General features: G+C 54.2%; 12 protein-coding genes and 1 pseudogene. 9 read left to right on the top strand and 4 right to left on the bottom strand.

Annotated elements, in window-relative coordinates; translation table 11 throughout:
* Position 1 precedes the first annotated feature (1 nt).
* Genes fhuC through fhuB form a run of 3 tightly spaced genes read left to right on the top strand, consistent with a single transcriptional unit; the run spans position 2 to position 3,668 of the window.
* Complete coding sequence (gene fhuC / locus G4551_RS04320; protein WP_003837515.1) at positions 2-799, top strand: Fe3+-hydroxamate ABC transporter ATP-binding protein FhuC; 798 nt, start codon at positions 2-4, stop codon at positions 797-799.
* Positions 799-1,689 carry a Fe(3+)-hydroxamate ABC transporter substrate-binding protein FhuD gene (fhuD, locus tag G4551_RS04325; protein WP_003837517.1) on the top strand — a complete coding sequence of 297 codons (891 nt, stop codon included), beginning with the start codon at positions 799-801 and terminating at the stop codon, positions 1,687-1,689. The genes fhuC and fhuD overlap by 1 nt, the downstream gene beginning before the upstream one ends.
* Positions 1,686-3,668: a Fe(3+)-hydroxamate ABC transporter permease FhuB gene (gene fhuB, locus G4551_RS04330; RefSeq protein ID WP_003837520.1), complete on the top strand. Its 1,983-nt coding sequence runs from the start codon at positions 1,686-1,688 to the stop codon at positions 3,666-3,668. Before fhuD ends, fhuB begins: the two co-directional genes overlap by 4 nt.
* A 114-nt stretch (positions 3,669-3,782) precedes the next feature.
* Here fhuB and hemL read toward each other — a convergent pair whose 3' ends face one another.
* Positions 3,783-5,063: a glutamate-1-semialdehyde 2,1-aminomutase gene (gene hemL / locus G4551_RS04335; RefSeq protein WP_003837523.1), complete on the bottom strand. Its 1,281-nt coding sequence runs from the start codon at positions 5,061-5,063 to the stop codon at positions 3,783-3,785.
* A 168-nt stretch (positions 5,064-5,231) separates the two neighbouring features.
* On the opposite strand from hemL, the gene clcA reads away from it, so the two are divergent.
* From clcA to erpA, 3 genes and pseudogenes are all read left to right on the top strand, one after another.
* On the top strand, positions 5,232-6,653 hold the full coding sequence (gene clcA, locus G4551_RS04340) for a H(+)/Cl(-) exchange transporter ClcA (protein ID WP_003837525.1): 1,422 nt from the start codon (positions 5,232-5,234) through the stop codon (positions 6,651-6,653).
* 23 nt (positions 6,654-6,676) lie between these two features.
* Positions 6,677-6,742: pseudogene (gene yadW, locus G4551_RS23740) on the top strand (small protein YadW).
* Positions 6,735-7,079, top strand: coding sequence for an iron-sulfur cluster insertion protein ErpA (gene erpA / locus G4551_RS04345; RefSeq protein WP_003018581.1), 345 nt, complete (start codon positions 6,735-6,737; stop codon positions 7,077-7,079). The pseudogene yadW and the gene erpA overlap by 8 nt, the downstream one beginning before the upstream one ends.
* 119 nt (positions 7,080-7,198) lie before the next feature.
* Here erpA and G4551_RS04350 read toward each other — a convergent pair whose 3' ends face one another.
* The 3 genes from G4551_RS04350 to mtnN are packed head-to-tail and all read right to left on the bottom strand — an operon-like array spanning position 7,199 to position 9,351.
* The gene (locus tag G4551_RS04350; protein WP_003018578.1) at positions 7,199-7,822 is read right to left on the bottom strand and encodes a TRIC cation channel family protein; all 624 of its coding nucleotides are present in this window, start codon (positions 7,820-7,822) and stop codon (positions 7,199-7,201) included.
* 37 nt (positions 7,823-7,859) lie between these two features.
* Positions 7,860-8,660 carry a vitamin B12 ABC transporter substrate-binding protein BtuF gene (gene btuF, locus G4551_RS04355; protein WP_003837527.1) on the bottom strand — a complete coding sequence of 267 codons (801 nt, stop codon included), beginning with the start codon at positions 8,658-8,660 and terminating at the stop codon, positions 7,860-7,862.
* The gene (gene mtnN / locus G4551_RS04360) at positions 8,653-9,351 is read right to left on the bottom strand and encodes a 5'-methylthioadenosine/S-adenosylhomocysteine nucleosidase (protein WP_003018572.1); all 699 of its coding nucleotides are present in this window, start codon (positions 9,349-9,351) and stop codon (positions 8,653-8,655) included. Before mtnN ends, btuF begins: the two co-directional genes overlap by 8 nt.
* A gap of 83 nt (positions 9,352-9,434) precedes the next feature.
* Here mtnN and dgt point away from each other — a divergent pair, with 83 nt between their 5' ends.
* The 3 genes from dgt to cdaR all read left to right on the top strand — a co-directional run bounded on the left by dgt (position 9,435) and on the right by cdaR (position 13,820).
* The gene (gene dgt, locus G4551_RS04365; protein ID WP_003845805.1) at positions 9,435-10,952 is read left to right on the top strand and encodes a dGTPase; all 1,518 of its coding nucleotides are present in this window, start codon (positions 9,435-9,437) and stop codon (positions 10,950-10,952) included.
* A gap of 129 nt (positions 10,953-11,081) precedes the next feature.
* Positions 11,082-12,515, top strand: a complete 1,434-nt coding sequence (degP, locus tag G4551_RS04370) for a serine endoprotease DegP (RefSeq protein ID WP_003018567.1) — start codon at positions 11,082-11,084, stop codon at positions 12,513-12,515.
* A gap of 147 nt (positions 12,516-12,662) precedes the next feature.
* Positions 12,663-13,820 (top strand): DNA-binding transcriptional regulator CdaR, encoded by a 1,158-nt coding sequence (gene cdaR / locus G4551_RS04375; RefSeq protein WP_003018564.1) that lies wholly within the window; start codon positions 12,663-12,665, stop codon positions 13,818-13,820.
* The last annotated feature ends 2 nt before the right edge of the window (positions 13,821-13,822 follow it).

A 13,822-nucleotide genomic window follows, 5' to 3' on the forward strand; every position in this document is an offset into this window, starting at 1 on the left:
TATGCAGGAAAACAGATCCCATCCCGACACTACTTTTGCGTTGCGTAATGTCTCCTTTCGTGTGCCTGGCCGCACGCTTTTGCATCCTCTCTCATTAACTTTTCCTGTGGGTAAAGTGACCGGCCTTATCGGCCACAACGGTTCCGGAAAATCGACGTTATTGAAAATGCTGGGACGTCATCAGCCGCCGTCAGAAGGTGAAATCCTGCTCGACGAACAGCCGCTGGAGAACTGGAGCAGTAAAGCGTTTGCCCGCAAGGTCGCCTATCTGCCGCAGCAGTTGCCGCAGGCCGAAGGGATGACTGTGTGCGAACTGGTGGCGATTGGCCGCTATCCGTGGCACGGAGCGCTGGGACGTTTTGGCGTTGCCGACAGAGAGAAAGTAGAAGAGGCGATTTCGCTGGTTGGCTTAAAACCGCTGGCGCACCGTTTGGTTGATAGTCTGTCCGGCGGAGAACGCCAGCGCGCGTGGATTGCCATGCTGGTAGCGCAGGACAGCCGCTGTCTGCTGCTTGATGAACCGACTTCCGCGCTGGATATCGCTCATCAGGTTGACGTACTGGCACTGGTGCATCGCTTAAGTCAGCAGCGCGGGCTGACGGTGATTGCGGTGCTGCATGATATCAACATGGCGGCCCGCTACTGTGATTACTTAGTTGCGCTGCGCGGTGGTGAAATGATTGCACAAGGGACGCCTGCTGAACTGATGCGCAGTGAAACTCTGGAACAGATTTACGGTATCCCGATGGGCATTTTGCCGCATCCGGCCGGTGCCGCACCCGTGAGTTTTGTCTATTAATGATTGAATTACATCATATTACCCGTCGGCGGCTGCTTGCGGCGATGGCGCTGTCGCCGCTGCTGTGGCGGATGAATACGGCACACGCTGCGGCGGTTGATACGCAGCGCATTGTGGCGCTGGAATGGCTACCGGTAGAGCTATTGCTGGCGCTGGGTATTACGCCGTATGGCATTGCCGATATCCCTAACTACAAGCTGTGGGTCAGTGAGCCCCCGTTGCCGGATTCTGTGATTGATGTCGGGCTACGTACGGAGCCCAATCTCGAACTGTTGACCGAAATGAAACCCTCGTTTTTGCTGTGGTCGGCAGGCTATGGTCCTTCCCCTGAAAAGCTGGCGCGGATTGCGCCTGGCCGGGGATTTAACTTCAGTGACGGTAAAAAGCCGCTGGCCGTTGCGCGACAATCGCTGCAGGAAATGGCGCAATTGTTCAATCTGCAAGCCTCTGCTGAACGCCATCTGACCGAGTACGATCGTTTTATCGCCAGCCTGAAACCGCGCTTCATTCAACGCGGCGCACGCCCTGTACTTCTCACTTCCTTGCTTGATTCGCGACATATGCTGGTGTTTGGACCAAACAGCCTGTTTCAGGACGTGCTGGATGATTATGGGATCCCCAACGCCTGGCAGGGCGAGACAAACTTTTGGGGCAGCACTGCCGTGAGTATTGACCGTCTGGCTGCTTATAAGGATGTCGATGTGCTGTGTTTTGATCACGGCAACGATAAAGAGATGGCTGCGCTAATGTCTACGCCGTTGTGGCAGGCGATGCCGTTTGTCCGCAGCGGACGTTTTCAGCGTGTGCCTGCCGTCTGGTTCTATGGCGCCACGCTCTCGGCGATGCATTTTGCCCGCATTCTGGATAATGCGCTGGGAGGCAAAGCGTGAGTAAACGAATTGCGCTATTCCCGACCCTTCTTCTGGCGGTTCTGTTTGTCGCTGCCTGTTGGCTGACCTGGGTAAACTTCTCTGTTGCACTACCGCGCAGTCAGTGGCAACAGGCTATCTGGTCACCGGATATCAATGCTATTGAGCAGATGGTTTTCCACTACAGTCTGCTGCCGAGGCTGGCGATTTCACTGTTGGTCGGTGCCGGGCTGGGGCTGGTCGGTGTCTTGTTTCAGCAGGTGCTGCGTAACCCACTGGCAGAACCCACTACGTTAGGTGTCGCAACCGGGGCGCAGTTGGGCATTACGGTTACCACGCTGTGGGCTATTCCCGGTGCGCTGACCACGCAATTTGCGGCGCTGGCGGGAGCATGTGTTGTTGGGGCACTGGTGTTTGGCGTTGCCTGGGGCAAACGTCTTTCTCCGGTGACGTTAATCCTTGCCGGGCTGGTGGTCAGCCTGTACTGCGGGGCAGTTAACCAGTTGATGGTTATCTTCCATCACGATCAACTGCAAAGCATGTTTTTATGGAGCAGCGGTACGCTAACGCAGACCGACTGGAGCGGCGTACAGCGTCTGTGGCCGCAACTGCTGGGCGGTGTGATGCTGACGCTGTTGTTATTACGCCCAATGACGCTGATGGGACTGGATGACGGTGTGGCGCGTAACCTCGGTCTGGCGCTATCGCTGGCACGTCTGGCGGCGTTATCGCTGGCCATTGTTATCAGCGCTTTACTGGTTAACGCGGTTGGGATTATCGGCTTTATTGGCCTGTTTGCACCGCTGCTGGCGAAAATGCTCGGCGCGCGTCGTCTGCTGGCGCGTCTGATGTTGGCCCCGCTGATTGGTGCGTTGATCCTCTGGCTCTCCGACCAAATCATTCTGTGGCTGACCCGCGTATGGATGGAAGTTTCCACTGGTTCGGTGACGGCGCTGATTGGCGCGCCATTGCTGCTGTGGCTGTTGCCGCGCCTTAGAAGTATGAGCGCGCCGGATATGAATGCCAGTAACCGCATCGCTGCTGAGCGCCAGAATGTACTGATGTTTGCCCTGGCGGGAGGGGCGATATTGCTGCTTACCGTTATTGTGGCGCTCGCGTTTGGCCGCGATGCGCACGGCTGGACATGGGCCAGCGGCGCGATGCTGGATGAGCTCATGCCCTGGCGCTGGCCGCGTGTTCTGGCAGCGCTGATTGCCGGGGTAATGTTAGCGGTAGCTGGCTGTATTATTCAGCGTCTGACCGGAAATCCAATGGCCAGTCCGGAAGTATTAGGAATTAGCTCCGGGGCGGCATTTGGCGTGGTGCTAATGTTATTTCTGGTCCCCGGCAATGCCTTTGGCTGGCTGCTGCCGGCCGGGAGCCTCGGTGCGGCAGCCACCTTGCTTATCATTATGATTGCCGCCGGGCGCGGGGGCTTTTCACCGCACCGCATGTTGCTGGCAGGGATGGCGCTCAGCACGGCGTTTACAATGCTGCTGATGATGCTGCAGGCCAGCGGCGATCCGCGTATGGCGGGGGTGCTAACCTGGATCTCCGGCTCAACCTATAACGCGAGTGGCGAACAGGTGCTGCGCACCGGGATTGTAATGGTTATCCTGCTGGCGATGACGCCGTTGTGCCGCCGTTGGCTGACAATTTTACCGCTCGGCGGCGATACGGCGCGGGCTGTCGGTATGGCTATTACGCCATCACGCGTGGGATTACTGCTGCTGGCGGCAGGGCTGACGGCGACAGCCACCATGACCATTGGACCGTTGAGCTTTGTCGGGCTGATGGCGCCGCATATTGCCCGGATGATGGGTTTTCGTCGGGCGATGCCGCATATGCTGATTTCAGCGCTGGCGGGTGGCGTGTTGCTGGTTTTTGCTGACTGGTGCGGCAGGATGGTGTTGTTTCCGTATCAGATCCCGGCGGGATTACTGTCGACGTTTATTGGCGCGCCGTACTTTATCTATTTGTTGAGAAAGCAGAGCCGCTGAGGCTGATTCTTTTCATGTAGGCCGGATAAGACGCTTTGCGTCGCCATCCGGCAATAAAAAAGCCGGGTGGCGGCTTCGCCTTACCCGGCCTACGTTGCTTCTGGACGTTCTCCTTTACAGTTTCGCAAACACCCGGCGCGCGGCGTCGATGGTGTTATTGATATCTTCTTCACTGTGCGCCACGGACATAAAGCCTGCTTCGAACGCGGACGGCGCCAGATAAATTCCTTCATCCAGCATCATGTGGAAGAAACGCTTGAAGCGTTCAACGTCGCATGCCATCACATCCTGATAGCAGGTTACGGTTTCTGCATCAGTGAAGAAAATCCCGAACATCCCGCCTACATGGTTAACTACCAGCGGAATATTCGCTTCTTCGGCAGCTTCCAGCAGACCTTCCGCCAGACGCGTCGTCAGTTCGTTCAGCGTTTCATGAATACCCGGCTGGGCGACTTCGGTCAGACAGGCATAACCTGCCGCCATCGCGATTGGGTTACCGGAAAGCGTCCCCGCCTGGTAAACCGGTCCAGTCGGCGCCAGTGCGTCCATCACATCGCGACGCCCACCGAATGCGCCAACGGGCATTCCGCCACCGATGATTTTGCCAAGACAAGTCAGATCCGGCACGACGCCGTAATAATCCTGTGCACCGGCCAGCGCCACGCGGAAACCGGTCATCACTTCATCGATGATCAACAGCGCGCCAAACTCATCGCACAGTGCACGCAGGCCCGGCAGGAATTCCGGCAGCGGCGGGATGCAGTTCATGTTGCCTGCGACCGGCTCAACGATGATGCAGGCGATCTCCTGCGGATATTGTTCAAATGCCGCACGTACTGAAGCGAGATCGTTATAGGTGCAGGTCAGGGTGTGTTTCGCGAAATCAGCCGGAACGCCCGGGGAGTTAGGCTGACCCAGCGTTAACGCTCCCGAACCCGCTTTGACCAGCAGACAGTCGGCATGACCGTGGTAGCAGCCTTCAAATTTGATGATCTTATCGCGACCGGTGAAACCGCGCGCCAGACGGATTGCGCTCATAGTCGCTTCCGTGCCGGAGTTCACCATGCGCACCATGTCCATGGTCGGCACGAGTTCAGTGACCAGCTCCGCCATTTTCACTTCCATTTCGGTCGGTGCGCCAAAGCTTAAACCGCGCTCCGCAGCTTCAATCACCGCATTACGGATTGCCGGGTGATTATGGCCCAGCACCATCGGTCCCCAGGAACCGACGTAGTCAACATAGGCTTTACCATCGACATCGTACAGATACGCGCCGTCGGCTTTTTCGATAAACAGCGGAGTACCACCCACGCCAGTAAAGGCGCGAACGGGGGAGTTAACGCCGCCAGGGATAAGTTCGCGTGCTGCGCTGTAGAGATTTTCAGACTTACTCATGGATGGGGTCCTGGTTCGTAGAAAAAGTAAATGCCCGCTATTCTAGTTATTCAGAGAAGGTTATGAAAGTTTTACGCATTTGAAACAATACGATTTGCAGGGGATTTTCGTGAAATGTGCGAGTAGAATGCCGATTCCGTATTTGTATTACCAATTAATGATCATCTGATGAAGACAGACACTCCCTCTTTTGAAGCACAACAAATTGTGCGTTTACGCCGCAGGGATCAAATCCGTCGACTCCTGGAACGAGACAAAACGCCGTTGGCGATCCTGTTGATGGCTGCCGTAGTGGGTACAGTGACAGGGCTTGTTGGCGTGGCATTTGAGAAAGCGGTGACCTGGGTGCAGAATCAGCGCATTGGCGCGCTGGCTCAGGTTGCGGACCATGCCATTCTGCTGTGGCCGCTGGCATTTATTCTCTCTGCGTTGCTGGCGATGGTTGGCTACTTTCTGGTGCGTAAATTTGCGCCGGAAGCCGGTGGTTCGGGGATCCCAGAGATTGAAGGCGCGCTGGAAGAGCTGCGGCCTGTGCGCTGGTGGCGCGTACTGCCGGTGAAATTTTTCGGCGGTATGGGCACGCTGGGTGCCGGTATGGTGCTCGGGCGAGAAGGACCGACCGTGCAGATCGGTGGTAACCTCGGGCGCATGGTGCTGGATATTTTCCGCATGCGTAGCGCAGAAGCGCGACATACCTTATTGGCTACCGGTGCGGCAGCGGGCCTTTCGGCGGCGTTTAACGCCCCTCTGGCGGGGATCCTGTTCATTATTGAAGAGATGCGCCCGCAGTTTCGCTATAACCTTGTCTCGATCAAAGCCGTGTTTACCGGCGTCATCATGTCGAGCATTGTGTTTCGTGTTTTCAACGGCGAGGCACCGCTTATTGAAGTTGGGAAGCTCTCCAATGCGCCGGTGAACACGCTGTGGTTGTATATGGTCCTGGGGATTATTTTTGGCTGTGTCGGGCCATTTTTCAACACTATGGTGTTGCGGACTCAGGATATGTTCCAGCGTTTCCATGGCGGCGATCTCAAAAAATGGGTGCTGATGGGCGGTGCGATCGGCGGTCTGTGCGGGATTCTTGGCTTAATTACACCTGAAGCGGCTGGAGGCGGGTTTAACCTGATACCTATCGCTGCGGCAGGGAATTTCAGCGTTGGTTTACTGCTGTTTATCTTTATTGCCCGCGTCATTACCACGCTGCTGTGCTTCTCGTCCGGCGCGCCCGGCGGGATATTTGCCCCGATGCTGGCATTAGGCACGTTGCTTGGCACCGCGTTCGGTATGGCGGCAGCGGCCTCTTTTCCGCATTATCATCTGGAGGCCGGGACCTTCGCCATCGCCGGAATGGGAGCATTGTTGGCGGCGTCGGTAAGAGCGCCGCTCACCGGTATTGTGCTGGTGCTGGAGATGACCGATAACTATCAGCTCATTTTGCCAATGATTATTACCTGTCTTGGCGCAACACTATTAGCCCAATTTATGGGCGGAAAGCCGCTATACTCGACTATCCTTGCCCGTACGCTGGCAAAACAGGAAGCGGAGCAGGCGGCTAAAAGCCAGGGTACAGCCGCTGGCGAGAATACTTGAACGAAATACCAGGGTATTAGATAATGGCCTTAACCATTGGGTTATAATTTGCCCAATTGCCAATGTCGTTTGGAGCAAAATATGAGTGATGACGTAGCGCTGCCACTGCAATTTACTGAAGCAGCAGCCAATAAAGTAAAAAGCCTGATCGCTGACGAAGATAACCCGAATCTGAAATTACGTGTGTATATCACCGGCGGTGGTTGCAGCGGTTTCCAGTACGGTTTCACCTTTGACGATCAGGTGAACGATGGTGATATGACCATTGAGAAACAAGGTGTTGGTCTGGTGGTTGACCCGATGAGCCTGCAATATCTAGTGGGTGGCGCGGTTGACTATACCGAAGGTCTGGAAGGTTCCCGCTTCGTTGTGACTAACCCGAATGCGAAAAGCACCTGCGGGTGTGGTTCTTCTTTCAGCATCTGATTGCTGTCTGTAATACCAGTGGTCTGATGGTGTAGGCCCGGTAAGCGTAGCACCACCGGGCAATGTGCCGGATGGCGGCGTAAACGCCTTATCCGGCCTACATATTCTGCATCATCATGTCAACGTCCGTTATCATCCAGAGCAAACGTCGGTAATTTCAAATGCCAGCGAATGGCGGCAAGCCGAATCAGCAGGGTGACAATCATCCCCATCATACTGGCGTTTTCCAGTGAAACATCAAAGGTATAAAACGCCGTCGCATGCACGATCCCGCCGATAATACAGGCTGTGGCGTAGATCTCGGTACGCAAAATCATCGGGACTTCACGTGCTAATACATCGCGAATGATCCCACCGCCGACGCCGGTAATCACCCCCATACAAATCGCCACCAAGGGGCCTGTTCCTGCGAGAAAGGCCTTGTTGACGCCAATACCCACGAACACCGCCAGGCCAACGGCATCGAGTACCGGAAGGATCCATTTCGGCAGGCGTCTTGGCTGCCGTACCAACAGGATCGTCAGCATGCTGGTGATCATCGCCACGACCAGATCGGTTGGATCTTTAACCCAAAAAACCGGTCCATTATCCAGCGCCATATCGCGGATCGTGCCACCTCCGACGGCGGTAACCACGCCGAGGACCAGGACGCCAAACGGATCCATACGTAATTTCCCGGCCAGTAATACGCCAGAGATTGCAAATACCGCGGTGCCGACAATATCAAGCCAATAGACGAGCATTTTTAAATCCTCACAACAGACCTGGTGGGGGCAGGCGCTAATTTATCTGTGAAAGCGCATTACAGAGTTGTTTTGCGGCGAGGATAATACGCGGGCTCGCGCGTTCGAACCAGTCACTATTAAGTGTAATAACGGGTATTTTTAGCTGGTTTCCCCAGTATTGCTCAATTTTCAGAGTTTCGCCCGGACCGCCGGTTGCAACAATAGCCTGGGGGGCTCGTGCCAGGACCTGCTCACGGCTAACCTGCGGCCAGGGAACCCGGCTACCGGCAAAGATGTTTTCTCCGCCGCATACCTCAAGAACTTCGTGCTGAATAGAACCTTTTCCACTGGTAAACAGAGGATTGGCACCAAACTGGAGAAACACGCGTTTTTTCGGTTTGTTGGCATACTGAAATTTAAGTAAAGCATAGTCATCAAGCATGGTTTGCGCCGCCTGTTTAGCTTGTTCAGGCTTGGGGCTCCACGCAGCCAACTGGCGTAGCGCATCGGCAACCTGCTCAATGGTAACGGCGTCCACCCAGATGACCTTAATTCCCAGGGAGGTCAGTTGATTCACCTGCCGCTCAGCATTTCCCCCGCGCCAGGCGATGACCAAATCAGGCTTCAGCGCCACAATACGCTCAAGATTCATACCTTGCCATGTTGAGACCTCTTCAATATTTTTGGCTTCTGGCGGGTAGTTTGAGTAGCTGCTGACGCCAACTGGGGTAATGCCTGCGGCAAAAGCGAGTTCGGTATTGGCAGGAGAAAGCGTTACAACACGCGGTGCGGCGTAAAGGAACGCCGGGAGAGTGAAAAGCAGGGCGACCAGCGCCCTGGAGAATAATTTAGCCATGCGCCAGTTTCTGCACCAGCGTTTCAACCATCAGGCTTGACTGCTTCGCGGCAACCACCAGGAATTCGTCAAAGCTGAGATGGGACTGCTGATCGGCAACGTCAGAGATAGCGCGAACCACGACAAATGGCACCTTAAAGTTGTGGCAAACGTGCGCAATTGCGGTCGCTTCCATCTCAACGGCAATCGCCTGCGGGAAGTTATGCTTAATTTTAGCCAGCCCCACGGAACCATTAATGAATGCATCGCCGCTGACGATAAGTCCGCGAACAGCGTTCAGATTGAGTTCGGCGATGCAAGATTCTGCGGCTGCAATCAACGCAGGATCGGCTTTAAAACCAGCCGGGCAACCCGGTAGCTGACCAAATTCATAACCAAAGGCAGTGACGTCGGCGTCGTGATAGCGCGCTTCATCAGAAACTACGATATCGCCGACTTTCAGCGTAGAGGCCAGGCCGCCCGCGGAACCGGTATTAATGATGGCGTCCGGCTTGCAGCGTTCAAGCAGCAGCGTAGCGCCGAGCGCCGCAGCCACTTTACCGATACCTGATTTCAGAAGCGCAACCTCAGTACCGTTCAGTTGGCCGGTGTAAATTTCACAACCGCCGAGCGTGATGGTCTGACGGTTTTCGATTTTGTCACGCAGCAGCGTAACTTCTTCTTCCATTGCACCAATGATGCCGATTTTCATAGATTTACTCGCGATAAGCCAGATTTGAGGGCATAGTCTATCATGCGCTTAAGGGGTAGCGCATTTCTCAGGCGGGAGAGGATATGGTACAGATCGATTTCCGAAAAAAAATAAACTGGCATCGCCGTTACCGTTCGCCGCAGGGCGTGAAGACGGAGCATGAGATCCTGCGAATTTTTGAAAGCGATCGTGGACGTATTATCAATTCTCCGGCTATTCGCCGGCTGCAACAAAAAACCCAGGTCTTTCCGCTGGAGCGTAATGCAGCGGTGCGTACGCGTCTGACGCACTCGATGGAAGTGCAGCAGGTTGGGCGCTATATCGCGAAAGAGATCCTCAGCCGACTGAAAGAGCTAAAGCTGCTGGAGCAGTATGGTCTGGATGAACTGACGGGACCGTTTGAGAGTATTGTCGAAATGTCGTGCCTGATGCATGACATTGGTAATCCTCCGTTTGGTCATTTTGGCGAAGCGGCGATTAATGACTGGTTTCGCCAGCGGTTGTATCCCGCCGACGCGGAAAGTCAGCCTCTGAGTGATGACCGCTGCCAGGTGACGGCATTACGTTTGCGTGAAGGTGAAGAGTCGCTGAATGATATTCGCCGCAAGGTACGCCAGGACTTGTGTCATTTTGAAGGCAATGCGCAGGGTATTCGTCTGGTGCATACTTTGATGCGTATGAACCTTACCTGGGCGCAGGTTGGCGGTATTTTAAAATATACCCGTCCGGCATGGTGGCGCGGCAGTGCACCCGAGACGCACAACTATTTAATGAAGAAGCCTGGTTATTACCTTTCCGAGGAACCCTATATTGAGCGGTTACGTAAAGAATTATCATTAGCACCTTACAGTCGTTTTCCATTAACCTGGATTATGGAAGCTGCCGATGACATCTCATATTGCGTGGCCGACCTGGAAGATGCCGTTGAGAAAAGAATCTTTAGCGTCGAGCAACTTTACCATCATCTGCATGAAGCGTGGGGGCATCACGAAAAAGGCTCTCTGTTTAGTCAGGTTGTTGAGAACGCCTGGGAAAAATCACGTTCAAATACATTAAGCCGCAGCACCGAAGATCAGTTCTTTATGTATTTACGCGTCAATACGCTGAATAAACTGGTTCCGTATGCGGCCCAGCGGTTTATTGATAATTTGCCGCAGATTTATGAAGGCAGCTTTAATCATGCGCTGTTAGAAGATGCCAGTAGCTTCAGCCAGTTACTGGGCGTTTATAAGAATGTGGCGGTAAAACATGTGTTTAGCCATCCGGATGTTGAGCAACTGGAATTACAGGGCTATCGGGTGATCAGCGGGTTGCTGGAGATCTATCAACCGTTATTGAAAATGTCTCAGTCAGATTTTACTGAACTGGTCGACAATGAAAGAGTAAAACGTTTTCCTATCGAGTCCCGTTTATTTCAGAAGTTGTCTACCCGCCATCGTCTTGCGTATGTTGAGGCGGTTAGTAAAATATCGACGGAGTGCGCTGAGTATTCGGTTCTGGAATATTATTATCGCTGCCGGTTGATCCAGGATTATATCAGCGGGATGACAGATTTGTATGCCTGGGATGAATATCGTCGCTTGATGGCCGTAGAACAATAAATACTCATTTGTAAAGACGGCCAATAAAATTTTACTTTTTCCTTAAACTCAATTCTGGAACTTAGCGTTATAAAACGACTCTGACGTATACAGCAATTTTGCGTTACCTGTTAATCGAGAACGAAACACATGAAAAAAACCACATTAGCAATGAGTGCACTGGCTCTGAGTCTAGGTTTGGCGTTGTCCCCCCTGTCTGCAACTGCGGCTGAGACGTCGTCTTCAGCAATGACCGCCCAACAGATGCCAAGCCTGGCCCCGATGCTCGAAAAAGTGATGCCATCGGTGGTAAGTATTAACGTCGAGGGGAGCACGACGGTGAATACGCCGCGTATGCCGCGTAATTTCCAGCAGTTCTTTGGTGATAATTCACCGTTCTGCCAGGACGGATCTCCGTTCCAGAGTTCACCGTTCTGCCAGGGCGGCGCACCGGGCGCTGGTAACGGCGGCGGCCAGCAGCAGAAATTTATGGCGCTGGGTTCCGGCGTAATTATTGATGCTGCGAAAGGGTATGTCGTGACCAACAACCACGTGGTGGATAACGCTACGGTAATTAAGGTTCAGTTGAGCGATGGCCGTAAATTTGACGCGAAGATCGTGGGCAAAGATCCGCGCTCCGATATCGCGCTGATCCAAATTCAGGATCCGAAAAACCTGACGGCGATTAAGCTGGCAGACTCCGACGCGCTGCGCGTGGGTGACTACACCGTAGCAATCGGTAACCCGTTTGGCCTCGGTGAGACCGTGACCTCCGGCATCGTTTCTGCTCTGGGCCGTAGCGGCCTGAATGCGGAGAACTATGAAAACTTTATTCAGACGGATGCTGCGATCAACCGGGGTAACTCCGGTGGCGCGCTGGTCAATCTGAACGGTGAGCTGATCGGCATTAACACCGCGATCCTCGCGCCGGACGGCGGTAACATCGGTATCGGTTTTGCAATCCCAAGCAACATGGTGAAAAACCTGACTTCGCAGATGGTTGAGTTTGGTCAGGTTAAACGTGGTGAGCTGGGTATTATGGGGACCGAACTGAGCTCTGAGCTGGCGAAAGCGATGAAAGTTGACGCTCAGCGTGGCGCATTCGTCAGCCAGGTAATGCCGAACTCTTCCGCAGCGAAAGCCGGTATTAAAGCCGGGGATGTGATTACCTCCCTGAACGGCAAACCAATCAGCAGCTTCGCCGCTCTGCGTGCGCAGGTGGGGACGATGCCGGTCGGCAGCAAAATCACCCTGGGTCTGCTGCGTGACGGTAAGCCGGTCACCGTGAACCTGGAATTGCAGCAGAGCAGCCAGACTCAGGTTGATTCCAGCTCTATCTTCAAAGGCATTGAAGGTGCCGATATGAGCAACAAAGGCCAGGATAAAGGTGTCGTGGTAAGCGACGTGAAACCGAATTCTCCGGCTGCACAGATCGGCCTGAAGAAAGGGGATGTGATTATCGGTGCGAATCAGCAGCCGGTGAAAAACATCGCCGAATTGCGCAAAATCCTCGACAGCAAACCCGCTGTACTGGCGCTGAACATTCAGCGTGGCGACAGCTCCATCTATCTGTTGATGCAGTAATCTCCCTCAACCCCTTCCTGTACAGGAAGGGGTTCTTTTTGTGATACCTCCCACAACTCCATATTTCTCCCTTCCGCTTTGTGCATTTGCACAATGTCGCCGCTTATTATCTTCCCTATGCTTGAGCTCTGCTCACAGGAGGGGTTTATGGCTGGCTGGCATCTTGATACCAAAATGGCGCAGGATATCGTGGCGCGAACCATGCGCATCATTGATACCAATATCAACGTAATGGATGCCCGTGGGCGGATCATTGGCAGTGGCGATCGTGAACGCATTGGTGAATTGCACGAAGGTGCGCTGTTGGTACTTTCGCAGGGCCGGGTGGTGGACATTGACGATGCAGTGGCGAGGCATTTGCACGGCGTGCGTCAGGGGATAAACCTGCCGTTGCGTCTGGAAGGCGAAATCGTTGGCGTTATCGGGCTTACCGGTGAACCGGAACATCTACGTAAATACGGCGAGCTGGTGTGCATGACAGCCGAAATGATGCTGGAGCAGTCGCGCCTGATGCATCTGTTAGCGCAGGATAGCCGCCTGCGTGAAGAGCTGGTGATGAATTTGATTCAGGCGGAAGAGAATACCCCGGCGCTGATGGAGTGGGCGCAACGTTTAGGCATTGATTTGAACCAGCCGCGCGTGGTGGCAGTGGTAGAGGTTGATAGTGGCCAGCTTGGCGTTGACAGCGCGATGGCGGAGCTACAGCAATTGCAGAACGCGTTGACTACGCCTGAACGTAATAATCTGATTGCGATTGTTTCCCTGACCGAGATGGTGGTGCTGAAACCGGCGCTCAATCAGTTTGGTCGCTGGGACGCGGAAGATCACCGCAAGCGTGTTGAGCAGCTCATTGCTCGCATGAAAGAGAACGGACAGCTGCGTTTTCGCGTGTCGCTGGGCAACTATTTTACCGGGCCAGGCAGTATTGCCCGTTCGTATCGTACGGCGCGCACGACCATGATGGTCGGCAAGCAACGGATGCCGGAAAGCCGTAGCTATTTCTACCAGGATTTGATGCTGCCAGTTCTGCTGGACAGCCTGCGAGGCGGCTGGCAGGCCAACGAGCTGGCGCGTCCGCTGGTACGGTTGAAAGCAATGGATAACAACGGCTTACTGCGTCGAACATTAGCGGCGTGGTTTCGGCATAACGTTCAGCCGCTGGCGACCTCAAAAGCGTTATTTATCCACCGTAATACGCTGGAATATCGCCTGAACCGAATTTCAGAGCTGACCGGGCTGGATTTAGGGAATTTTGACGACCGACTGCTGCTGTATGTCGCGCTACAACTGGATGAGCAGCATTAATT

The organism is Citrobacter freundii ATCC 8090 = MTCC 1658 = NBRC 12681 (genome assembly GCF_011064845.1).
GTDB classification, from domain to species: domain Bacteria; phylum Pseudomonadota; class Gammaproteobacteria; order Enterobacterales; family Enterobacteriaceae; genus Citrobacter; species Citrobacter freundii.

Excerpts from the sequence above, each read along its gene's own strand:
- fhuC (WP_003837515.1), top strand. The coding sequence starts at position 2 with ATGCAGGAAAACAGATCCCATCCCGACACTACTTTTGCGTTGCGTAAT.
- fhuD (WP_003837517.1), top strand. The coding sequence starts at position 799 with ATGATTGAATTACATCATATTACCCGTCGGCGGCTGCTTGCGGCGATG.
- hemL (WP_003837523.1), bottom strand. The coding sequence starts at position 5,063 with ATGAGTAAGTCTGAAAATCTCTACAGCGCAGCACGCGAACTTATCCCT.
- clcA (WP_003837525.1), top strand. The coding sequence starts at position 5,232 with ATGAAGACAGACACTCCCTCTTTTGAAGCACAACAAATTGTGCGTTTA.
- erpA (WP_003018581.1), top strand. The coding sequence starts at position 6,735 with ATGAGTGATGACGTAGCGCTGCCACTGCAATTTACTGAAGCAGCAGCC.
- G4551_RS04350 (WP_003018578.1), bottom strand. The coding sequence starts at position 7,822 with ATGCTCGTCTATTGGCTTGATATTGTCGGCACCGCGGTATTTGCAATC.
- btuF (WP_003837527.1), bottom strand. The coding sequence starts at position 8,660 with ATGGCTAAATTATTCTCCAGGGCGCTGGTCGCCCTGCTTTTCACTCTC.
- mtnN (WP_003018572.1), bottom strand. The coding sequence starts at position 9,351 with ATGAAAATCGGCATCATTGGTGCAATGGAAGAAGAAGTTACGCTGCTG.
- dgt (WP_003845805.1), top strand. The coding sequence starts at position 9,435 with ATGGTACAGATCGATTTCCGAAAAAAAATAAACTGGCATCGCCGTTAC.
- degP (WP_003018567.1), top strand. The coding sequence starts at position 11,082 with ATGAAAAAAACCACATTAGCAATGAGTGCACTGGCTCTGAGTCTAGGT.
- cdaR (WP_003018564.1), top strand. The coding sequence starts at position 12,663 with ATGGCTGGCTGGCATCTTGATACCAAAATGGCGCAGGATATCGTGGCG.